This is a genomic window from Embleya australiensis, assembly GCF_051903075.1.
Classification (GTDB): Bacteria; Actinomycetota; Actinomycetes; order Streptomycetales; family Streptomycetaceae; genus Embleya.
On sequence record NZ_CP182424.1, the window covers coordinates 84,651 to 105,945 of the forward strand.

The 21,295-nt window shown below is 70.6% G+C and carries 19 protein-coding genes and 1 pseudogene; 5 read left to right on the plus strand and 15 right to left on the minus strand.

What is annotated here, in order from left to right; translation table 11 throughout:
• Positions 1-96: 96 nt before the first annotated feature.
• The 3 genes from ACMXN5_RS49240 (at position 97) to ACMXN5_RS49250 (ending at position 5,059) form a co-directional block, all read left to right on the plus strand.
• Positions 97-354, plus strand: a complete 258-nt coding sequence (locus tag ACMXN5_RS49240; RefSeq protein ID WP_439681544.1) for a hypothetical protein — start codon at positions 97-99, stop codon at positions 352-354.
• Positions 355-917: 563 nt separating this feature from the next.
• Positions 918-2,741, plus strand: coding sequence for an RNB domain-containing ribonuclease (locus ACMXN5_RS49245; protein WP_439681728.1), 1,824 nt, complete (start codon positions 918-920; stop codon positions 2,739-2,741).
• 443 nt (positions 2,742-3,184) lie between these two features.
• Positions 3,185-5,059 carry a hypothetical protein gene (locus ACMXN5_RS49250; protein WP_439681545.1) on the plus strand — a complete coding sequence of 625 codons (1,875 nt, stop codon included), beginning with the start codon at positions 3,185-3,187 and terminating at the stop codon, positions 5,057-5,059.
• Between the two features lie 110 nt (positions 5,060-5,169).
• Here ACMXN5_RS49250 and ACMXN5_RS49255 read toward each other — a convergent pair whose 3' ends face one another.
• The 14 genes and pseudogenes from ACMXN5_RS49255 to folP all read right to left on the minus strand — a co-directional run bounded on the left by ACMXN5_RS49255 (position 5,170) and on the right by folP (position 17,835).
• Complete coding sequence (locus ACMXN5_RS49255) at positions 5,170-5,991, minus strand: hypothetical protein (RefSeq protein ID WP_439681730.1); 822 nt, start codon at positions 5,989-5,991, stop codon at positions 5,170-5,172.
• Positions 5,992-6,240: 249 nt separating this feature from the next.
• A pseudogene (locus tag ACMXN5_RS49260) lies at positions 6,241-6,618 on the minus strand (AAA family ATPase); the annotation flags it as partial.
• An 82-nt stretch (positions 6,619-6,700) separates the two neighbouring features.
• Positions 6,701-7,807: a zinc finger domain-containing protein gene (locus tag ACMXN5_RS49265; protein ID WP_439681546.1), complete on the minus strand. Its 1,107-nt coding sequence runs from the start codon at positions 7,805-7,807 to the stop codon at positions 6,701-6,703.
• 147 nt (positions 7,808-7,954) lie between these two features.
• The gene (folE, locus tag ACMXN5_RS49270) at positions 7,955-8,560 is read right to left on the minus strand and encodes a GTP cyclohydrolase I (RefSeq protein ID WP_439681547.1); all 606 of its coding nucleotides are present in this window, start codon (positions 8,558-8,560) and stop codon (positions 7,955-7,957) included.
• Entirely contained in the window at positions 8,557-9,642 is a 1,086-nt protein-coding gene (locus tag ACMXN5_RS49275; protein ID WP_439681548.1) for a hypothetical protein, read from the minus strand. Before ACMXN5_RS49275 ends, folE begins: the two co-directional genes overlap by 4 nt.
• Before the next feature lie 92 nt (positions 9,643-9,734).
• Positions 9,735-10,310 carry a thioredoxin family protein gene (locus ACMXN5_RS49280; RefSeq protein ID WP_439681549.1) on the minus strand — a complete coding sequence of 192 codons (576 nt, stop codon included), beginning with the start codon at positions 10,308-10,310 and terminating at the stop codon, positions 9,735-9,737.
• Complete coding sequence (locus tag ACMXN5_RS49285) at positions 10,307-11,173, minus strand: class II fructose-bisphosphate aldolase (RefSeq protein WP_439681550.1); 867 nt, start codon at positions 11,171-11,173, stop codon at positions 10,307-10,309. The genes ACMXN5_RS49280 and ACMXN5_RS49285 overlap by 4 nt, the downstream gene beginning before the upstream one ends.
• On the minus strand, positions 11,170-12,351 hold the full coding sequence (locus tag ACMXN5_RS49290; RefSeq protein WP_439681551.1) for a hypothetical protein: 1,182 nt from the start codon (positions 12,349-12,351) through the stop codon (positions 11,170-11,172). The genes ACMXN5_RS49285 and ACMXN5_RS49290 overlap by 4 nt, the downstream gene beginning before the upstream one ends.
• Positions 12,348-13,505 carry a hypothetical protein gene (locus ACMXN5_RS49295; protein ID WP_439681552.1) on the minus strand — a complete coding sequence of 386 codons (1,158 nt, stop codon included), beginning with the start codon at positions 13,503-13,505 and terminating at the stop codon, positions 12,348-12,350. Before ACMXN5_RS49295 ends, ACMXN5_RS49290 begins: the two co-directional genes overlap by 4 nt.
• On the minus strand, positions 13,505-14,176 hold the full coding sequence (hisG, locus tag ACMXN5_RS49300; protein ID WP_439681553.1) for an ATP phosphoribosyltransferase: 672 nt from the start codon (positions 14,174-14,176) through the stop codon (positions 13,505-13,507). The genes ACMXN5_RS49295 and hisG overlap by 1 nt, the downstream gene beginning before the upstream one ends.
• The gene (locus ACMXN5_RS49305; protein ID WP_439681554.1) at positions 14,173-15,267 is read right to left on the minus strand and encodes a MazG nucleotide pyrophosphohydrolase domain-containing protein; all 1,095 of its coding nucleotides are present in this window, start codon (positions 15,265-15,267) and stop codon (positions 14,173-14,175) included. Before ACMXN5_RS49305 ends, hisG begins: the two co-directional genes overlap by 4 nt.
• On the minus strand, positions 15,264-15,980 hold the full coding sequence (locus ACMXN5_RS49310) for a hypothetical protein (RefSeq protein ID WP_439681555.1): 717 nt from the start codon (positions 15,978-15,980) through the stop codon (positions 15,264-15,266). Before ACMXN5_RS49310 ends, ACMXN5_RS49305 begins: the two co-directional genes overlap by 4 nt.
• Positions 15,977-16,945, minus strand: coding sequence for an NAD-dependent epimerase/dehydratase family protein (locus ACMXN5_RS49315; protein WP_439681556.1), 969 nt, complete (start codon positions 16,943-16,945; stop codon positions 15,977-15,979). Before ACMXN5_RS49315 ends, ACMXN5_RS49310 begins: the two co-directional genes overlap by 4 nt.
• A complete protein-coding gene (gene folP / locus ACMXN5_RS49320; RefSeq protein WP_439681557.1) occupies positions 16,942-17,835 on the minus strand; it encodes a dihydropteroate synthase in 894 nt (297 codons plus the stop codon). The genes ACMXN5_RS49315 and folP overlap by 4 nt, the downstream gene beginning before the upstream one ends.
• Before the next feature lie 272 nt (positions 17,836-18,107).
• On the opposite strand from folP, the gene ACMXN5_RS49325 reads away from it, so the two are divergent.
• Both ACMXN5_RS49325 and purN read left to right on the plus strand, forming a co-directional pair.
• Positions 18,108-19,502, plus strand: a complete 1,395-nt coding sequence (locus ACMXN5_RS49325) for a hypothetical protein (RefSeq protein ID WP_439681558.1) — start codon at positions 18,108-18,110, stop codon at positions 19,500-19,502.
• Positions 19,503-19,569: 67 nt separating this feature from the next.
• Positions 19,570-20,169 carry a phosphoribosylglycinamide formyltransferase gene (gene purN, locus ACMXN5_RS49330; protein WP_439681559.1) on the plus strand — a complete coding sequence of 200 codons (600 nt, stop codon included), beginning with the start codon at positions 19,570-19,572 and terminating at the stop codon, positions 20,167-20,169.
• A gap of 155 nt (positions 20,170-20,324) precedes the next feature.
• Here purN and ACMXN5_RS49335 read toward each other — a convergent pair whose 3' ends face one another.
• Positions 20,325-21,197: a hypothetical protein gene (locus ACMXN5_RS49335; RefSeq protein WP_439681560.1), complete on the minus strand. Its 873-nt coding sequence runs from the start codon at positions 21,195-21,197 to the stop codon at positions 20,325-20,327.
• Positions 21,198-21,295 lie beyond the last annotated feature (98 nt).

Here is a 21,295-nt window from a genome sequence, read left to right on the forward strand (position 1 = left end):
GCGCGAGGTGACACTCCACCAGTGAGGATGCCCCGGCAACCCGAGCCGTCGCCCGACGGCACCTGACGACCTCTACCCGCCTGCGAGGAGAGCCCGGTGACCCGACCCGTTCGCCACGACATCGTCCTGTCCTTCGAAAGTCCGCAAACCGCCCTGCAATGGTTCGACGATGCCCGAGACGCCGGTGCTTTCCCCGCCGACTACGAACTGTTCGTCGCGGACCCGCTCGACACGAGCGCAGGGCGATACCTGATCCGCAGGCACGACGACCGTCCGCACGAATACAGCCTGCGCCACAGGATCCGCTGCAGCCGTCGCGGCGTCGCATGCCCGGGCGATCCGAACACACCGTAGGCGAGCGTGATCCCACGGGCGTGGATCGCCGCAAACGTTGCGACAATGCTTGTCGCCACCGGCGGTCCCGGACCCGCCCGCGCACTTGGGCGCCCCAGGAGAACGACGTACCCCCTCACCCACCACGGCGCGCCCGCCCCGGCTGGGGCGAACACCCATCGTGCGCTGGCCTCGCCGAGGCATTGTGCCCGCAAGATCGCCCCGAGTCCTGATTCGCCGAGCCCCGGGGGCAGCCGACCCGGCACCTCGATCCCAACCCGGTAACCGCCACGCGCCGTTGACCGAGTCCGTCGAACGTCGCCAAAGAGTTACCGGAATCTGACTGCGAATGCGGCAGCCGGGCCCGGTCGACGGCCACGAACGGAACCGTCCGCCGACCGAGCCCTCCCAACATTTGCATCCGCCCCACAGCCGGCCCCCGCCACGACAGGATGTCTTGGTCGACATCGCCGAATCGCCTGATCACCGCCACCCGGGCGAGCTTCGGCGCCGAGCCGGGAGACAACCACTAAACCAACATGGAGAACTACGATATGTCCCAACAACCAGAGCGTGTTCCCGTGATGATCGATTCGGCCACGACTATCGATCGCGACGACGCGATCGTGATCCGCCGCCTCGTCCCCGATTCCTGGTCGTTGACGGTTCACATCGCCGACGTCGCATCCGGGGTGCCCGTCGGCAGCCGCCAAGACGCCGAGGCGTTCTCTCGGGGAGAGACCCGATACGCGGGCACCGAGGCAATTCGGCCCATGCTGCCGAGGTCGGTCGAGCGTCGGCAGACCCTTGCGGCGGGGACGACCCGCTCAACCCTCAGCATCGGTCTGACGATCGATCGCACGGGCTCGGTGACCACCACGGACGTGCGACGCGCGGTACTCACCAACGCAACGACCGCCACACACCAAGAAGTCACCGCAGCCCTCCGAGACCGTGGCCACAAGCTGCACGCGCACATGCGTGACGCCTCCGAACTGGCCGAACTGCTGCTGGCGACAAGACGCGGCCAAGGCGCCCTCGCCCTGTACGACCTCACCCGGGGGTGGGCCACCAGCGACGACGGGCAACTCGTCGAGATTCCCCGCCAACAACGCACCATCGGCTACGTGATCGTCCAGGAGTGCATGATCGCCGCCAACGCGGCCCTGGCCGAATGGGCTTGCACGCACGAGGTGCCCGTCCTCTTTCGCAACCACACGGTCTCTGCCTTCTCGCCGAAACAGAGCGAAATCGCCGCCGACTTCGCGGCGGTCGTCGCCTCGGGGAACACCGAACAGTTCGAACTGCTGCGTCGGCGAACCGGGCTCGTGCAGAACGCCGCGGTGTACGCGCCCACGCTGCGCGGACACTGGGGCCTGGCACTGCCCGCCTACGTCCACGCCACCAGCCCGCTGCGCCGCTACGCCGACCTCGTCGTACAACGGGCAGTGTTCGCCCACTTGGACGGAGCCGCACACCCATACCCGATCACACAGCTCGCAACGATCGGGGAGCATCTGAACGCACTGCGACGCGCCGCAATGGACTCGAAGGCCGAGCACTTCAAGCAACGCACCCACGCGGCCGACCGGCGCGCCGCCACCACGGCGCGCGACATCGGCCATCTCGATCAGACGGCGTTCCACGCGCTCCTCAAACGCGTCGCCAAGGACGGCCTCGAGGCGCCGGAAGTCGTCACAGAGGCAACGCGGCGTGCTCCCGAGCGTCTGAGCGCGCTGGACTTGGCCCATATCCTCCTGATCGCCCGTGGCGCCGAATGGGGCCAGGCCCGCGAGGCGGCGCTGCGGCGCCTGAACACGCGACCCGAGGAAGCGGCGAGCATCGCCTCCATGTACATCCAGTGGAACGGACTGCCGGCCGTCCGGCTCCACGAACGTGCGGAAGGCCCGCCCCACCGGCGGTCCTTCACCGCGCACGCCGCGTTGAGCCAGCAGGACGGCACCGACCTGGCCCGGGGCAACGCCCGCACCGGACCCACGAAGAAGAACGCGCAACACCTCGCGTACGTGAGCCTGATCGCCGCGCTCGCCGGCATGGAGGACCCCACCGCGGATGCGTTTGTTCGCCAGGCCCCATCCCTGCCCAAGGCTCGGAAGAGTGTGTCGAACCTGACGGCGGTCAGCGAAGTGAACGAGCGATCACAACGCGGCGAACTCACCGATCTGGATTGGACCATCTCCTCCAGCGGTCCCGGGCACATGCTCACGTACCGCTGTCTCGTACACGCCCTGCATCAGGGCGAGCCGGTATCCGGTGACGGGGTGGGAGGGTCCAAGTCCACAGCAAAGACGGCGGCTGCCTCCTCACTGCTGCTTCACTTGGACGAACCGCCCGTCTCGTCTGATCCGGCGCCCCGCGCCTGCACATCGCACGACGCAGGCGTATGACGGCGATCGCGGAAACGTCGGGGGAGACCTGCCGACGCCCAAGCTGAGGAAGTGGCCGTGCGATGGCCCCGCTTCGACGGGACTTGCGGCACCGACGTGGCGGAGATCGTGCGGGAGCGAGCCCGGTTTCCTTGCTGGGCAAACAGCCGGCGCGGTGTCAGCGCCGGGTTCACCCCATCGCGCATGACATCCACACCGCTCGCCAATCACAGCCCGAACCGAAAACCGGCAGGGAACTCCGTCGAGTCGACGCATCCCGAGCTGCTCTACCGGCCGATCCCCAGGCGCCACCAGGAGCGCGTTCGCGCCACGCGCTGGCGCCACGTGGTTCGGTGCGCAACCGCGCACACCTCGTGCGTCTCTTCGGGCACGAGTGTCGTGCGATCCCCGGTCACGAGGAGCGACGACGACCTATCGTTGCCACCGAGAGAATCGGGGGCGACATGGTTCGAGACACCAGGTTGGTGCAGACTGCGGTCATCGGCAACGAGCACTCCGATGTTCCCGTCGTGCTTCCGCCCGAAGCGATCGAGCTCGACGTATTTCGCAGCGCGCACAAACGTGACACGTTCTGGTGCGGACTGCTTCTGGGTGGCTGCGGTGCCCAGCTCGCGTCCAAGATGTACGCCGATCGACAATGTCACTTCCAGCACTTCCCGCAGACCGGCGGCACCTTGCACACCTGCCGCCGGCCCGCGGTGGGCGAGTCCAGCGCGGACCACCTGTACGTGAAAGCGGCGATGTCCCGCTCCTTGCTCGATCATGGCCGGGGCGCACGGTTCGCCTTTCCACCGCCGATCGGCTCGTTGCTGGACGTCGACCTGGACGACGGCACCCGTGTGCGCATCCACATGGACGATTCCGTTCCGCCCGAATGGACGGGCGGGCGGACGGTCATACTCGGCCCCGGCCTGATCCTTGACCCCGGCAGGCTCTCGAACTGCCCGTACGTGTACCGGGTGCGCTGCGAAAGCGACGGTGCCAGCCGCAGAGTCTGGGTCGGAACACAGAGTTCGGCCCGACCGACCGAGTGGGTGCCCTTCAGCGAGTGCACCTGGACGGATGGCGGACTGGTCACACCGGCAGCGTCGCAGCTCCGAGATGAATACGGCGCGCGTTCGGTCAGCACCGTCGGCGCCTTCCCCGGGCCCTCACGGCATCACGAGGCGATGCCGGAGAGCGTTGCCACGTTCATCCGCGGTCTGGAGGCTGCCCGGCGCACGGGAACGGTCGAACACGTACGACGCCTGTGCGAGGGCAGCGGCCCCTTTCTCCAACGACTCACACCACCGGCCCGGGCCGCGGCTCAGGAGGCCCTCACGGACGCGCTCGCATGGCTGGCCACACACGAGGACTACCAACGCGCCCTGTTCGCCGAACTCGAGAAGGCGGTCTTCGAACAGCGCGCTTGGGATGTTCGCTCCCGGCTGCAACAGGCAATCTCGCTGACCCGGCGTGGGGCCGGCGCATCGGAGCAGCGCGTGCTCGCCGCCGCGCGTGCCTACCTGCGCGAGCAGGACCACCCGGAAGGCACCCGAACCCAGGACACACCTCGTGACGCACGTCGCCACAGAACGGTGCAGCCGCGCCCGAAGAAGGCGACGACGAACCGCGAGACGGCCCAGAACGGGCGCGCCGCACGCGCCGCACGAGCGCAACGCGTGCTGAATCAGCTCCGTGATGAGAAGAAGGCGACGAAGAACCGTGAGGCGAACACACGCGACGCGGCCGCCGCAGACGTACGGCGCCTGCTGAAGCAACTCCGTCAGGGCGAGGGCAAACTGTCCCGGCGTGAAGTGCGCGACCTGACGGAGAGGCTCGCCCAGGCCGCATCCGGCGCAGGCAAAGCCATCAGCGCCGGTGAACGCGAGACCGTGGCCAAGTGGACGCGGACCACGCGAGGGCCGGCGCGACCCGCGACCCGGCCGAACACAGGTGCCAAGCCGCGTTCGATCCGAAACCCCGATCGGTCCGACAGGCCGGAACTCGACCCGGTGACCACCGCAGTCAAGTTCATCCTGCAGAATGCCGCGATCACCGGAACAACCCTCACCTGGGCACAGATCCGCAAGCAACTCCCGCCCGGGCTGCCCGCTCCCGACCGCGGGAAGCAGACGGCCATGTTGATCCGCATCGACAGCGGTCGCACCCGCGAACCGTTGCTGTCCGCGCTGGTCACGGGTGCCGATCACGACATGCACCCGGCTTACCCCAAAGTTGCCGCTGCTCTGGGGCGACCGCCCGCGAAGGGGCACCTGGATGCCCTCGCTCAATGGGCAGTCGAGGTGTCTCGTTTCTCGCGCGCGCCCAGACGCTAGGTCGCCGAGGATGTGGCGACCGGTAGTGCAGGAGCAGCGGTCCATTCGTGTGCGAACGGTTCGGTGGGACCGGAACGGCGGCGCTCCTTGTCGACGGCTCGGCGGTTTTCTCAGCGTGTGCGCGCAACGAGGTCGGCGGCCACGTGGCGTGCCGGCACGAGGAGTGGGTCCGCAGTGTCGGGCTGGAGCAGGACGGACCGTGCGCAGACGAACAGCGACATTAATGTCCCCGAGCGCGATTCCAGGTCCGCGCGGCGTTCGTGATGGACTCGTTCGGCGAGGGAGTCGACCGCGAGGGAGCCGATCCACAGGGTCGCGGCGTCCAGGCCTCGCGGAGCCATCCCCCAGTCCTCCCAGTCCAGGATTCGGCATTGTCCGGGCCCGGTGATGTTGGCCCAGTTCAGGTCGGCATGGGCCGGCGTCCACTCGTCGATGCTCGTGTCCCCGATCTCGGGAAAGACCGTTCGAAGGGTTGCGGTGACCAGTTCGGGCGTGACGATGTCCGTGTCGGGGGTGGCCACGCGCGTGGTGTGCTGCACGGCGAGGGCGTTCAACGAGGAGTTCAACGTCCGCCACCACGCCTTGCCCAACCCGGGATCGCGGGTCAGCCTGCCGCCCGAGCGCAGCGGCGCCTCGGTGACGAGGTCGGTTTCGTCGGCGCGCCACATCGCCGCCCCGGTCTGGTCGACCCACGCGTGGCCCGCGTGCCACCGCGGTTTCGCGACACCGGTCAACGCCTGCGCGGTCTCGGTGCCGTTCCATCCCTGCGTGGTGATCCTGGCCGGGGGGCGGCGTTCGACGCGCACCCACGTGCCGCGGTCCGTGCGGGCGCCCAGCGAGCGGCGCTTGCGCACCACGCGGACGCGGTCGAGCCGGGTGTCGAAGACACGCTCGACGAGGTCGAGGACGGACTCGACCGGGCCGTCGCGCAGGTCGACGGAGGACTCAAGCTGGGACGTCGGAACCCGCGCGCCACTGCGCCATACAGGGTGGCCGGGCGCGGCGGGGGGTGTGTTTTCGCAGTCCAGGAGGGCGAGGACCCGGTTCCGTGCCTCGGCGGGCGTGGCAGCGGTGGTGTCGACGACGTCGGCTTCCGCGGCGAGCCAGGTCGCGTACGCCTGCTCGTAGGCGGTCAGACGACTGCGCCGGAAGGCGCGGACCCGCTCGCTGCGTTCCGCGTCCCCGGAATGTTCGATGCTCGCGTCGATACGCGCGCGGACCGTTGCGGCGTCCGCGTGGAGCAGGACGTGTTTCACGGGGATGCCACACGAGGCGAGGGCGTCGAAGATCTCGTGCGCGTAGCGGCGATCGAGGACGGACATGGGCGCGATGACCGGGCGGCCCTGATGGTGGCGGTGCAACTCGGTGCCGGTGGCCGCAGTCAGGGCCCGCCACGCCGCCAGGTCTTGGAAGTCTCCCGTGGCGCCGGGGAGGAGGGAGCGGAGCATGCCGCCGACTTCCTCCGGGTCGTAGAGTGCGCTGCCGGGCAACGCTTCCACCAGAAGGCGCGCCGTCGTGGTCTTGCCCCCTCCGAACGGTCCGTTGAGCCACACCAACACGTTGCCTCCTTGTCCCGTACGCCGGCGCTTTCAAGATTCCGGACGTCGCCGCGTTCTGCGAGCGACGGCGGAGGACGCGGGGTCACCCGTATGTGCCGCGTCCTTTGCGGGACGCGCCGCGGCCCCCTCGTGCTGCTCCTGCGGACCCGGTCACGCCGATCGCTTTCGGCAAGGCGGTTCCGGAGGCGACTCCGAGCTGGTCGCGGTACGCGTCGTCGCGGTCCTGTCGCGCCTGCCATGTGCCGCGCAGTCGGTCGATCGTCTTCTGGTTGGCGGCCGTCGCCTGTGGGGGCAGCGCTTGTCGTCGACGTCGTTCCTCTCCGCGACGCGCCTGTTCCTGGTTCAGGGCGCGTCTTTGTGCCTTTGTGGCGCCCGTTGCCTGGCTGGGAGGAGGGTTCTTCGTCGTCTTGGGCTTTCCCACCTGCGGGGCTGGAGGCAACGTCCGGGCGGTTGCCGCGCGTTCGGGGTGGAGGGCAGGTCTCCCGCGTGTGTCTGTGGTCGGGCACCGGCTGCCCGGAGCCGCTCCACAGCGGGGACATCCCACGTCGAGGGTGTCCGCGTAGTCGCTTCTTCCGGCCTGCTTCGCCTTCGCCTTCTCAGGTGGGCTTTCCCGCGGGCCAGGTGGGCCGGCGGTGGTTGCGGCGAGGTTGCGTCGGGGGATGTGGGGTGCCCCGTGACGAATGCCGTCGGGGGCCACGCACCTTTCGCCCTCCTTCGCGCGGCATGTAGGGCAGTCGACCGTCAGCGCGGGATGCGCGGCGTTTCGCTTCGGTGGCGGGGCCAGGGCCGAGAACGCAGAGATCGCCCGCATGCCGCGCTGTCGGAGTTCGGTCTCGTCACGCCTTCGCGCCGTTTCGGCCCATTTGTCCTGAGCGGGCCGGGGCCGAACGCGTTCGATCGCCACGGGTTCCGGGATCTTCCGCGACGTCCCGGTCCGGGCGGCCTGAGATGCTGCCACCGCCACTCGTGCCGCGTGGGGGCGTGTGGGCCGGCCGTCCTGGTTGCGGCACGCTTGTCCGCGGCCCGCCAGACACCTTGGGCAGGTGTGGGCCAGCACCTGCTCGCGCGTCGGTTGAGGAGCGGGACGTGGCTCCACGTGTGTTCCCGACTCGTGCCACGTCGAAGCTTTACGCATGGCACATATCCTGCCGCGCTCCTCGGTGGTGTTTCGGCGTTCCGACATGCGCATCACCCCTTCGGGGCTTTCCTGTTGTCGGCCCGCACGGGGCTGGCAGGTGGTCTGTCGCCGTCGACGTTCCCGACTTGCGGCGGAGGCCCTCGTTCTGTGTGCGCCGCCGCCCGGGTTGGCGGCGGCGCGTGGAGCCGTTGTCGGTCGTCAGCTTGTCGTGGTGCGGGCGAGGTGGAGCAGTCGGTCGGCGAGGGCGTCGGATTGGCGGAATCGGCCGGTGAGGCTGGTGCTGATGGTCCGGGCCTGGGGTTCGCGGACGCCTCGCATGCTCATGCACAGGTGCTCGCCCTCGATGACGACGCCCACGTGTTCGCTGCCGGTCGCCTTGGCGATGTCGGCTCTGATGCCGTCGCCGACGCGTTCCTGGAGCTGGAGGCGGTGGCAGTGGGCACCCGCTATGCGGGCGAACTTGGAGAGCCCCAGAACGCTGCCGCTGGGGAAGTACGCCGCGGTGATGTGCAGGCGCATGGGCAGGAGGTGGTGTTCGCACACACTCCAGCCGAAGATGCCTCCCACCAGGACCATCGTCTCGGTATTCGCGTCGGAGTCGAGGTCGCGGGCGAAAACCGTGTCGGTTTCGCCGGGGTCGTGGTCGAGGAATTCGGACCAGAAACCCGCGGCGCGTTCGGGGGTGCGGCGCAGGCCTTCGCGTTCGGGGTCCTCGCCCAGGGCGATCAGGAGTTCACGGTAGAGCGCGGCGATGCGCGTACGGTCGATCGCGGGCCGGTCGTGGGGGAGAACGGTGGTGGTCACGCTGAGCGCCTTTCGGTGGAAGGTGTTCGGTGTGTCGTTCGCGTTCGCGGTGGGGGCGTGTACGGGAGGCGGGTGAGGTTTTGCACGCAGTGGACGAGGGCGTTCGTGCAGTGGTCCAGGCACCGGGTGTCGAGGACGCGCTTGGCCGGGTGCGTGCCGGCTCCGACGAAACTGACGAAGAAGGCGGGGTGGTCGTGTGCGGCTGTGGGATTGGTGACCAGTCCCCAGTCGTCACCGCGGCTGTGGGGTAGTTGGCTGACGTGGACGTCGATGTCGGCGTCCTGCGCACCGGGGATGATGTCGTCGCGCAGGCGCGCGAAGAGCAGTGGGGGCACGGTGTGGCCGCGCCCGTCTCCGGAGTGCGGGACGACGATCGCCCCGGGACGCGGCGCGCTGTGATCGTCGCGCTCGTGGGCCTGGGGGAAGACCCCGTCCACGAAGATCAGCGTTGCGGTCGGTGCGAGCGAGTTCAGCACGCGCGGGAACGTCCGACTGAAGTAGCCGTCGGGGCAATGCTGTTCGCCGTCGCTCAGGACGACCGCGACCGGGATGCCGCGGTCGTGCAGCGTCGACGCGGCGTGCAGGGCGACGGCGGCGCCGACGCGGTCGTCGAGGGCCTTCGCGGTGAGGAGCGTGCCCGTCAGCGTGGTGGTGTGTCGATACACGGCGCGGTCGCCCAGGCGGATGTCGTCTATCGGGAGCGCGTTCACGCGGTGTGGATGGGCGATGGTGCCGGTGGCGGATCCCAGACGTGTGGGGTGCCCGTCGCGTACGCCCACGAACGTGAGGTCGAGGGTGTCGGGGCGGGGCGGCATCCGATGACAGGGGAAGAGTCCGATGGCGTGGTCGGATACGTCGGTGACGTTGAAGGACGCCTCGTCGAGGTGGGCGCTGAGCACGAATGCGGCGCGGGTGAGGTCGCCGATCACCAGGTTGCCCCCGAGCAGGGTCGGCGTGGGCAGCCGCAGCGCGGCGCACGTGTCGGTGACGGTCTCGGTCAGGATGATCGGTACGAATTGGTGGGGTACGTCGTGGTTCAGCAGGTGCATCAGGGTGTCGAGTGGGCTGTGCGCGGGGGGCACGGCTCGCTCCTCTCGGAGGTTGTGGCGGGTGTCCGCGAACGGCGGCCCGGACCGGCCGGGTGATCCGGGCGGAGTGCTCGATGCGTTCGTGTTCAGTCCTCCGGTGTGGCATCGGTCCGGCGCCATTTGATGCCGCAGCCGATCGAGGGCCGTTGCCGCAGTGGGGCGGCGTCGCCGCGGTGGAGGGCCTGCGCGGCGGCGCGCAGGTCGGCTCCGGTGACGGGTAGGTCGTTGCCGGGTCGGCTGTCGTCCATCTGTCCGCGGTAGTACAGGCCGCCTTGGGCGTCGTGGAGGTGGAAGTCGGGTGTGCAGACGGCGTCGAAGGCGCGGGCGACGGTCTGGTCGGTGTCGATGAGGTAGGGGAAGCGGAAGCCGTGTCGTGTGGCCTGGTCGCGCATGTGCGCGGCGTCGTCCTGGGGGTAGCGGGTGGTGTCGTTGCTGTTGATGCCGACGGTGGTGATGCCCAGGGGGGTCAGGTCGTCGGCGAGCGCGGCCAGGGCGTCGGCGACGTGTTGGACGTAGGGGCAGTGCACGCACAGGAACACCACGAGGGTTCCTCGGGAGCCGAGCAGGTCCGCGCTGTCGTGCAGGTGCCCGTCGGTGTCGGGGAGGCGGAAGTGCGGCATGGCGGTGCCGGGTCGCACGAGCGGGGACGTCCTGGTGGTCATGCTGACGCCTTTCGGGGTCGGGTGTGCTCGCTCAGGAGCCGGGTGAAGGTCTCGTGCAGGGCGGCGTCGGTGGCGCGGGTGAGGTGCCGGGGTTTGCGGGCGGCGTCGCCGTCGCCGTTGACGCAGGTACGAACGGTGTCGAGGTAGGCGGCGCGGACGGCGGTCTCCACGTTGATCTTGCGAATGCCGGCGTCCACGCCCGCACGCAGGCCTTGGGCGGTGACGCCGGAGGAGCCGTGCAGCACGATCGGCAGGGCGGTGGAGTGGGCGACGGCGGCGATGAGTTCGATGTCGAGGTCGCGCTCGCGGGTGCGCATGCCGTGCAGGGATCCGCATTCGAAGCCGACGATGTCCGGGGTGCAGGCGTCGACGAACTCCTCGACGTTGTGGACGGTGGGTGTGCGTGGGGTGGCGTGGCCGTGATGGTGGTCGTCGTCGATGTGTCCGAGGGTGCCCAGGACGAATTCGAGGCTGGCACGGCCGGCGAGGTCTTTGCGCAGGGAACGCGCGGCGGGCAGGTACGCCCCGGGGGCTGTGGCCCCTTCGTCGAGGTAGTTCGCCGACGTGAACCCCGCGTCGACCGCGGCGCGGATCTCGTCGGGGTCCTCGGCGTGGTCCAGGTGCAGGGCGTAGTCGGTGCCGTGGTGGCGGGCGAGGTCGGCGACGATGTCGACGGTGAGTGCGTGGCCCCAGGCGCGGGCGGCGGGGACGGTGAATGCCACGATCACCGGGCACTCGAGGTCGGCGGCGGCGCGCAGGGCCGGGGCGAGGGTGTCGAAGGATTCGGCGTTGAACGCGCACAGCGCGCGCCCGGGTTCCAGCGTGTCGAGAAGTTCGACGGCGGTGTGGGCTCGGGGGTTCACGAGGGACCCTTTCGTTGGGTGAACAGGTGGGTGCCGTTCTTGTTCGCGGTGGCGATCTGCATGCGTGCGTCCGGGAGGCGACGGGCAGCGAACTGCAGTCCCACGCCGCTGTGGTCGTCGATGAGTTCGAGGCGCGGGTGTCGTTCGGCGTCGGCGTGCACGGCGACGCGGAACAGCAGCGCGGGGCCGTTCGGGTCGACGTCGTGGTCGCGGCCGTGGGCGTGTCGGCGTTTCCCGGTGATCACCCACGCGTCGGCGTCCTCGCCGTCCACGGCGTCCAGGACGGCGAGGGCGTGCAGTTGGGAGACGGTGTCTTCCAGCGTCCGGCGGCGGTAGAGACGGTGGCCCGGGGTGTGTTCGAGCAGGTCGAAGCGCCACAGGCCGCGGGCGTGGGGGCTGGCCGCGAACAGGGACGGACAGTGGGCGGCGACCGGGTGGGGGTGGATGGCGGCGACGTCGCCCAGGCCCGGATGGAGTGCGCCGTCGTCGTCGAGGTGTGCCAGGGTGCTCCAGTGCCAGGGCCGGCGGATGTCGGTTCCGGGGCGGTAGGTGCCGTGGGCGGTGAGGATGTGCGTGGGACCGCCGGTGTCCAGGCGGCCGACGCCGAGGCCGTGCCAGTTCCCGCCGTGTTCGCCGACCGTGTGTGGTGTCCACGGGGTGCGTGGGTCGGGGCCGGGCTCGTACCAGGCGACGCGGGGACGGTCGGGAACGGTAACCAGGCCCACGGTGGCGTGCTCGTCCAGGACGGTCAGGATCGCGGATTCGTAGATGCCGCCGCGAGTGACCTCGTGTGTCGTCCACGGCTGTCCGGGAGCGGCCGGCGGGAGGTGGCGCAGGACGGGGTCGCGGTGCATGCCCACGGACACGAGGGTGTCCGTGCTCCCGGTGGGTCCCGGCAGCGGCCAGTCGTAGGTGGCGGCCTTGTACTGGGCGGGGCCGCCGCCCTCGCGTAGGTGGGCATGGGGGTCGGGGCGGTCGCCGCCACCCCAGGGGGGCAGCCACGCGTCGGCGACGCCGCGAAATCTGGTGGGGGTGGCGGACCCGTCGAGTTTCCACCAGTGTTCCCCGGCGACGAGATCGTCCTCGCCGTCCCCGTCCATGTCGGCGAAGCAGCATCCTTCGGCGGCGAACGCCGCGTCGAGAACGACGTGGTCCCAGTCGGCTCGGGTATCGATCACCGTGTCCCCCCTTCGGGCAGGTTCTCGTAGCGTGCGCGCGTCGCGGCGGACAGGGCGGGGTGGTCCGCGGCGACGTGCCGCCGTTCGCGTGTCACGCCAGCGGGGGTGGCGGTGAGGACCTCGACGGCGAGCGAACGAGAGCGCCGATCCCACCGCGCGCCGTCCGGGCGCCATGGCAAGGCGGGAAGGGCGGAGTCGTGGGAAGAGGAGAGCACCCCCACGGCGGCCACGGCGTCCGGTCCGGGCCCGAAGTCGCGCACCGTCAACGGTTCCAGCGCGTCCAACGCCGTCACGCCCCCGCAGGCCAGGTCCTCGCGTTCGGTTGCGGTGAAGAGCGCCTCGGCCGCCCGGGCGTCACGCAGACGGCGGGCTCGGATGTGCCTCTCGATGTAGGCGATCGTGCCACCGGGGGTCGCGCGGATGCGGTCCCTGGACACGAGCAGGCCCGTCCACGTCGTCCACAGCATGGACTGGATCTGCGCCTCGACCAGGCCCAGGCGGCCGAACTCCAGGTCGCATTCGAACGGCAGGGTGATCGTCGCGTCCCCCACCGCGACCACGCCCGCGCCCGCGAGCGTGGGCCGGAACCCGGAACGTGAACCCTGTGCCGGCAGTGTCGCCGAGGGGCACAGCCGCGACAGGACTTCGATGTTGTCCGCGCGGTTCAACAGGCCCGTGAGGCGGTCGCCGCGTCGTGCGTGTGCGGTGATCAGATCCTGCCACGTGGTGTGGTCCTCGAACGCTGTGCTCACGTCGGTGTCGTGGGAGCCGAGGACGAACACCGACTGGCTGTCGGACAGGGCGCCGTCGCACGTGCCCCGGCGTTCGCCGAGGGTCAACGCGCTGGCGGAACGCGGGCCGCCGCGGGCGGCGTTGAGGCTGCCGTCGATGGGATCGCAGTAGACCCACCCGTCCACGCGGGAATCGCCCTCGACGTCGACGGCGATCGCGCGGGCGCCGTCGCGCGGCCCCTCGCAGCCTGCGACTGCCCACCTCGAGGGACCTGCGGACAGGACGTGTTCGATCGCGAGCGTGGCCTCCTCGTCGATGGCCTCCTTCACCGCGATACCGCGCCCGCGCAGCGGATAGGCCGCGGCGACGGCCACGCACACCGCCTCCTGCGCCACCGCCCGCCGGCCCGCCTCGTCGTGCATCACACGCCACCGCCGGGCGGGGCCGGCGCGTGCGCGCACCGGGGGTCCACCGCCGCCTGGTGCACCGCCGCCAGAAGACGCCGCGCCGCCTCGGTGGACATGTCCGTGCGCGGGTGGGCGACCAATCGCACGTCACAGCGCAGGAGTTCGCGTATTTCCACGAGGTCGTTCACGCGGGCGGTGTCGCCGCTTTCCACACAGTCGACGGCCAGGTCGCTCATCCGTCCCGGGTAGGCCTCCACCGCCCCGCTCACGTGCCGCAGCCGCAGCTCCGCGCGTGTGCGCAGCAGGCGTGCGGTCGCGGCCGGGTACGGCGTCGCCACCGTCAGGACACGACCGGGTGCCCGCAACGCCTCGTCGAGCTCGCGGGCGCGATCCTTCGGGGCGAGGACGGCCAGGCGCACGTGGTACCAGCACAAGGTGGTGATCGGTCGGTGCGCGGTATCGTCCTCCGTGAGCCATTCGTCGGGGGCGACGGCGAAGTCGACGAGGCGGTCGCCCAGAGCGCCGGCGATGTCGGGGATTTTCAACACCACCACCTCGAGGTCCAGTCCCGGGTGCGAGTGCGCGTAGCGTCGCTCGTCGCCGGCGGACACGGGCATGCCGAGGCGGTCCATCAGGTCGAGGCTGTGCTTCCACAGGGGCCCTTTGGGCAGGGCGAGTCGGATCACGAGGCGCTCCGAAAGGGTGAGGCGGGTTCGTGGGGCCGCAGTGCGCCGTGGACGGCGAGGTGACGCAGGACCTCGCGGCGCAGCGCGAGGTCTGCGGCGTCGGCCAGGTCCAGGCCGCAGATATTCGCGAGGCACAGCACCCAGGACAGGAGTTGTCCCAGCTCCTCGCCGATGCGGGCGGGGCTCTCGCGCCGGCGGATCGCCTGGGCGAGTTCGCCGAGTTCCTCCAGCGTCCACGCCAGGGCGCGGTCGGGTTCCAGTCGTCCGTACACTCGGGCGGCCGTCGCCTGCATGGTGCGCAGGTGCGTCAGGTCCTCACGCGTGTAGGTCGCGGTGGTCGGGACGGTGAGCATCTCGTCGGGTTCCGGGGCGATGTGGCGTACGGAGAAGGCGATGAGGGCCGCCGCGACGTCGAGGATCCGGTTCTCGGCGGCCGATGCGGCGACGAAGTCGCGGTCCTGGTCGTGATGTTGGTGGGGCAGCGCCGCTCGAAGGTGGGCTGTGGCTGTCTTCGGCGGTACGTACCGCGGTTGTTGCCCGGTCGGATCGACGATGAGGATGCCGCGCAGGGGGTGTGTCACTTCGGGCCGGCTCTCGTCCTCGTCCAGCGTCCACGATCCGCGCGTGACGGCGCGGGGCGGGGTGTGGCGGGTGTCGATCAGTACGTGGGGTCCTTCGAGAAGGCAGGCATCGCCGGTTCCGCCCGGCGGGTGCGCGGGGTCGGCGCCCACGACGAGGAGGGCGCCGCCTTCGCCGTGGCGTTCAAGCACGTGGGCGCGCAGGTGGAGCAGGCCGCGACGTGCCGCGCTCACGCGGGCGGCGATCGCGACCGCGTCGACTCGGGCGTCCTCCCACGTCGGCGCGTGGATCACCAGGTGGAGCACGTCGGGGCTTTCCCGTCGGCACCGGGCACGTTCGGGGACGGTGTCCGGGCAGGGGCACGGGGAGATCACGCGCAGGCGCACGCGCACGCCCGGCGCGGCGTCCCACGCGCGTCGGCGCGGGATGCCGCCGGGCGGGGGGTGTGACGAGGTGACGTGCCATGCGATGTCGACGGTGGTCGTTTCGTCGACGCTCGTGGTCGCGGTCACAGCAATACCCCCACGGGGAGTTCGGCGGCCGATGTCCATGCCGCTCCTGCGGGACGGGAGTCGAGATCGCCCAGGAGCCGCAGGTGCTCGGCGTAGATGCGGCGGTGTTCGAGCAGGTGGGCGGTCGTCTCGGCGAGCGAGCGCGCGTGGACGCGAGCGATGTCCTCGTGCTCTGCCAGGCGGTGTGCGAGACGTCGTCCCCAGCAGTTGAGACGGAACTGCCGTTCGCTGCCGTACGTGCCGCGGAACTTCCAAGCGACGGGGAAGCAGTAGAGGAGTTCCGCCCGGGTGAGCTCGGTCAGGATCTCGCGCGCGTCGACGGCTGGGGGCAGGTCACGGCCGGACACGCGCAGGACCGGCCCGACGCCGGCTTCGCCGGCGAGGTAGATGTTGCCCGGGAACAGGTCGACGTCCCGGAACGCGCGGTCCCACGCGGCGAGCGCGAGGACGAGGTCCAGGGCCACGGCCAGACGCGGGCTGTGCAGCGCCGCGTGGGCGGCCACCTCGCCGGCCATCTCCTCGAGGACAGCCTCCGCGGGGCGTGCGGGCACGGTCTCCACCCGTACCGGGCAGGTCGGGTCGAGCCCGGCGCGCGGCCCCATGCCGTCGGGCTCGGCCCAGGCGACGTGCCCTGCGGTGAAGGAGCGGCACCGACCCCGGGGCAGAAACAGCCAGGGGGCGCGAAGGTCCGGGGCGATGTCCGACAGGTTCACGAACGCCTCCCCGAGGTTGCTTCTGCGCTCGCGCACGCCGCCATGCCGTCGACGAAGGACGTCGGGTGCCACCCGAGCGCGCACGCCGCGCGATCGTGGGGGATCGACCCGGTGCGCGTCTCCACCTCGAGGCGGCGCCCGTGTCCCGGGCGCCCCGCCAGGCGCCGCGCGGCCGATCGGGCTCGCAGCAGCGCCACCGACTCGCGGCGCGCACGTCCACGGCCGGCCAGGGCGTGGTGCGCCCGAGCCCAGTCCCACCACGTCAGGCCCTCGTCCGCGACCAGATTGAACACGCCCGGCACCGGTGTGCCGGTACACGCGCGCAGCACGGCAGCGACCACGTCGGCCTCGAACACCGGGAACACCCGCCCGCCCGGGCCCAACACCCGAATCGGGCCGCGCAGCGCCCGGTCACGGTAGCGCCCGGTCCAGTACGGCGACCGCGGCCCGTACACCATTCCCGGCCGCAGGATCGTCAACGCGGTGCCCCGGCCCGCCGGGCAGATCCCACGCAACACGCGCTCGGCGGCCGCCTTGGACTCCCCGTACACGTGGCCGCCCGGCCGATGGGGCTGCTCCTCGTCCAGGACGCGCCCGTCGAACAGGCCGTAGGCCTCGATGCTGCTGAGGAACACGAACCTCTCCGCACGCGCGTTCACTGCGGCACGCGCCAGGTCGGCGGTCGCGTCGACGTTGACCTCGAACGCCCGCTGCCGCGACACCGACCCCAGTTGCGCGGCGGCGTGGACCACCACCGCGCAACCGTCTACCAGGGGTTCCGCGCCGCGCGCGTCGGTGAGATCGCCCATGTGGACCTCGAGGCCGCGGGCCCGCAGCGCGTCGGCCTGCGCGGGGCGCCGCACCAGGCAACGCATTGCGCCGGACCCCACCCGCGCAGCGAGCGCGTCCACGACGAGGGACCCCACGTATCCGGCGGCACCGGTGACCAGGATCCGCGTGTTCACGTCTCCTCGCCGCCCCACTCGTGCGGGCAGCGGTCCGCGATGGCGTTCCACACGTCGAGCATCTGCGCGTACGGCCGCACCTCGTGCACCCGCAGGTATGTGCAGCCGCCGAAGACGACCGACCACAGCGATCCGGCGATGCTGCCGCCCAGGCGCTCGTCCGGGCCCACCGCGCTGACCGCCTCGACGAACTGCTTGCGTGAGCACGCGCTCATCTGGGCCACGCCGAACTCGTTGAACTCGTCCAACCTGCCGAGGAGTTCGTAGTCGTGTGCGGGGCGCTTTCCCGCGCCCAGCCCGACGTCGATGACGATGCGATCGCGGCGGACGCCCTGCCCGGCGAGGTCCTCAAGGCGCTCGGCGAAGAACGCCTTGATCTCCTCGACCACATCCGTGAAATGCGGCCGGTTGAGCTTGCGGCCGGCATGGCCGCCCGGGCCCTCCAGGTGCATCAAGAACACCTGTGCCTCGTGCCGGCGCACGACCTCGACCATCTCCGGGTCGTACAGCATGCTCGTGACGTCGTTGACGGCGCGTGCGCCGGCCTCCAGCGCGGCGTCGGCCACCGACGCCCGGAAGGTGTCGATGGTGACGACCACCTGCGGGAACTCCTTCACCAGCGCCTCGACCACGGGCAGGCTGCGCGCCAGTTCCACGTCGGCGTCGACGCGGCGGGCGGACGACCCTCCCGACAACCCGCCGACCTCGACGTAGTGGGCGCCCTCGCCGATGTGCCGGCGCGCGGCTGCGACGGCCGCTTCCACATCCGGCGCATACGAGGCGTTGAAGTAGCTGTCCGGGGAGGTGTTGACCACCCCGACGAGCTTGATGTCACCCGCGAACGCGATCGGCCAGTGCGCCGGCGGACGGCCGAACTGCTTCGGAACCACGCGGACCCCCTCGTGTCGACGACCGCATCGATGCGGCCTCTCGCATCGTGGCCCCCGAACGAGCGGCCGGACGCGGTCGGCGACGGTAGGAACGGTGGGAAAGAGCCCCCAGCGGTGGGCGGGAGTGGGAACGTGTTGCGAGCGAACCGCGAAAAGTGGGGCCCCACCACCCATGCCGGCGTGCGGCAGCCATCGCGGACATGTCACCCGGAACGACTACGTTCCCCACCCGAGCGGCCCAGCCGTCTCCACGACGAGGCAAGGAGCGCGTCATGGCCAAGGAACGCCCTCCCCGCCCCAATCACAGCCTCAGACACCTGATCGACCAGGCCGGATGGACTGCGGAGTCCCTCGCGGTGCGTGTCAACGCCGCCCTGACCGCGCACGCCGACCGGCGACCGATCCATCTCAAGACGCCCTACGGGTGGCTCGGCAACGGGGACGTCCCGCGCTCTCCCGTCGACCGGATCGTCGTCGAGCTCTTGGCCGAAGCACTCGGCCGACCCTTGTCCTACCGCGACGCCTGGCTCCGTGAACCCCGCGAACCCACCGCGGCCACTCCCGCCACAAGCGGACTCGACGTAGCGTGGACACCCGACGGCATGCCCCGGTTGCTCAAGGAGTGGTCCATGCTCGACCGCCGGGAATTCACCGCCGGATGGGGAGTCGCGCTCCTCCACGCGGCCGGCAACGCCCTGCAGACGCAGCCCGGCGGCCCCGGAACGGCCCCCGCCCCCGCGGACGACGAACTCCTCCGCCTCGTGGACGACATCGTCACCCGCTCACGCGCCCTCGACGACCACCACGGCTCCGCGGCCGCCACCTTCGTCGGCGACCAATTCGCCATCGTCGCCCGTCTCGCCGGCACCGTCGAGACACCCCCGCACATCCGTCGGCATCTCTACGCGGCCCTCGCACAACTCGCCCAGACCGCCGGGTTCATGGCACACGAGCAAGCCCGCGAAGGCGACGCCCAGTACTGGTACTTGAGCGGATTGCGCGCCGCCCACGCCGCCCACGAGCCGCACCTCGCCGCCAGCATCCTGGCCCTGATGAGCAACCAGGCCACCACCTGCGGCCGACACCGCCCCGCCCTGCAACTCGCTTCCGTCGCCCACGAACTCACCCGCGACGCCGTCCCACCCGTACGCGCCCTGATCACCGCACGCAGCTGCCTCGCCTACGCCGGGGCGGGCGACTACACCGGATTCCGCCGTGCCCACGACGAGAGCCTCGAAGCCACCGCCGACACCACCCGCGGCCGGCCCGCTCCGACGTGGATGTCGTACGTGGACGCCACCGAACTCGACGCCATCGGCGGCCGCGGCTACCTCCTCCTCGCCGACACCACCGTGCACCCCGCTCGGCCCCTGCTCAACCGAGCCCGCGAACTCCTGGCCGGACGCGTCACCGACGCGGTCGGGCACGAACGCTCCGCCGTACGCCACGCCACACTTCAAGCCCTCGCCTGCGCCACCGCCGGCGACCTCGACCACGCGACAGCCGCCGCCCGCGTGGCCCTGCGTCATGCCCCCGACATCACGTCCGTGCACTGCACTCGACTGCTCCAGCGTCTGGGGGCCACCCTCCACGACCATCGCACCGCAGCCCCTGTTCGCGAACTGCTCGACGAGAGGCCGGCGTTCACGACCCGATCCACGCCGTGACGACGCGACCCGCTCGAGAACCACGGACACGAACGCCCGGCCGCGTCCGGCGTGGAAAACTCCTCCCATGAACACGTTCCACGTCGCGGTCCTGGCCTCGCACACCGGTTCCAACCTCACCGCCCTGCACCGGGCCTCGACCGAACCCGACGCCGACTACGATGTCGCGCTCGTCATCAGCAACAACGGCGGCTCCGGAGCTCTCGCCTACGCCCGCGAGAACGCCATCCCCGCCCACCGGCTGTCCGGACGCACCCACCCCGACCCCGATGACCTCGACACCGCCATCCTCGAACTCCTGGACCAACACGAGATCGACTTGGTCGTCACGGCCGGTTACATGAAGAAGATCGGCCCCCGCACCCTCGCGGCCTACGAAGGCCGCATCATCAACATCCACCCCGCGCTCCTGCCCCGCCACGGCGGACCCGGCATGTACGGGGCAGCCGTCCACCAGGCCGTCCTGGACGCCGGGGACCGGGTCAGCGGCGCGTCGGTGCACCACGTCATCGCCGAGTACGACGCCGGTGACGTCATCGCCCGCATGGAGGTCCCCGTCGAAACCGACGACAACGTCGAGACCTTGGCCCGACGCGTCCTGACCGCAGAGCACACACTCCTCCCACAGGTCGTGCGCAACATGAGCACGGCCCGAACGCCAGGCTGACACCGGCGCCGACCCGGGGCGCCAGGAATGCGACTGTGGCACCGTCGAATCAGGTGCATCGACACGGCAACCGGGCCGGTCGGATCATGAGAAACCCGGTTAACGGACCCGAGTCGATACGACGTCGCGGCTGTCTGATCCCGGCCGTACTGGCGTCAGCGGCGCCCCTTGGGCTTCTTGCGTTTGGGCTGCGTCCTGGGGCTGCCGGTGCGCTCCGGCGGCGGGGTCCGGCGGACGGTGCCGGCCGCAGCCCGAAGAATCGTGTCGACGCGGTCGTGGAGGGCACGTGCCTGGTCCGCCGTGGTGGCGTCGGCCGGGGTTTCCAGGAGATGTTGCTTGGCGACCGCAACGATGTCGAGTTCCCACAGCGCGCGTTCCTCGGGGTGCGTGGGGAGGGGATAGTCCCGTCCGTAGAGCCGGAGCAGGAAATCGCGCGCCTCTCGGTCGCTGATCTCGGTGATCTGTTCGCGCGCCGGGACGCTCAGGGCCCTGGACTCGTTTTGCCGAATGTGCTTGATCAGGAGGAGCCGCAAGGTCTCCCGCGAGGGGAAGAGCTGCGGGCGTGTACCCAGCCACGCGGCGGTCGCCGCGTACGCCAGGAATCCCGCCTCGGATTCACCCGCTACGGCGTCCAGTTCGACGGCGTCGGTGTCTCCCGTCATCACCGCGAGCACGGCGACCGCGGTGTCGCGGTGCTCTTGTGGGGCCAGTCGCTCCAGGAGTTCGACCGCGCCGGACGCGGCGGCATCGTTGGAGATCGGGACGGCGTGCTCGTCCGCCAGGCGGAAGAAGTCGTTGGCGACCATCAGGGCCTGCTTGGCAGGGAACTGGAACCGCGGCATCGGGTAGCCGCCGCGGCCGGGGTCGTCGTCCCAGGTGCCGATTCGATCCACCACCGCCGACAGGGTCTGGGGTTCGGCGTCGACCAGGGCGAGGATCCCCCGGCGGGCGAGCCCGCTCATCCTGCCCATGCGCTCGGCCATCGCCGGTGGCATCGCGCTGAGAAACTCATCGAATCCGGCTGCCATGCTTGCTCGCTCCCCCGGGTCGTCGTCTCGTCGGACGCTACCAGCGCAACCCCGGACCGTGGACGTCTTCGCGCGGGCAGCAACCTTCGTAGTCGCCT

Bases quoted from the DNA above. Each gene is read 5' to 3' on its own strand.
- ACMXN5_RS49245 (WP_439681728.1), top strand. From the start codon at position 918: ATGATCGATTCGGCCACGACTATCGATCGCGACGACGCGATCGTGATC.
- ACMXN5_RS49250 (WP_439681545.1), top strand. From the start codon at position 3,185: ATGGTTCGAGACACCAGGTTGGTGCAGACTGCGGTCATCGGCAACGAG.
- ACMXN5_RS49265 (WP_439681546.1), bottom strand. From the start codon at position 7,807: ATGCGCATGTCGGAACGCCGAAACACCACCGAGGAGCGCGGCAGGATA.
- ACMXN5_RS49280 (WP_439681549.1), bottom strand. From the start codon at position 10,310: ATGACCACCAGGACGTCCCCGCTCGTGCGACCCGGCACCGCCATGCCG.
- ACMXN5_RS49295 (WP_439681552.1), bottom strand. From the start codon at position 13,505: ATGCACGACGAGGCGGGCCGGCGGGCGGTGGCGCAGGAGGCGGTGTGC.
- ACMXN5_RS49325 (WP_439681558.1), top strand. From the start codon at position 18,108: ATGGCCAAGGAACGCCCTCCCCGCCCCAATCACAGCCTCAGACACCTG.
- purN (WP_439681559.1), top strand. From the start codon at position 19,570: ATGAACACGTTCCACGTCGCGGTCCTGGCCTCGCACACCGGTTCCAAC.
- ACMXN5_RS49335 (WP_439681560.1), bottom strand. From the start codon at position 21,197: ATGGCAGCCGGATTCGATGAGTTTCTCAGCGCGATGCCACCGGCGATG.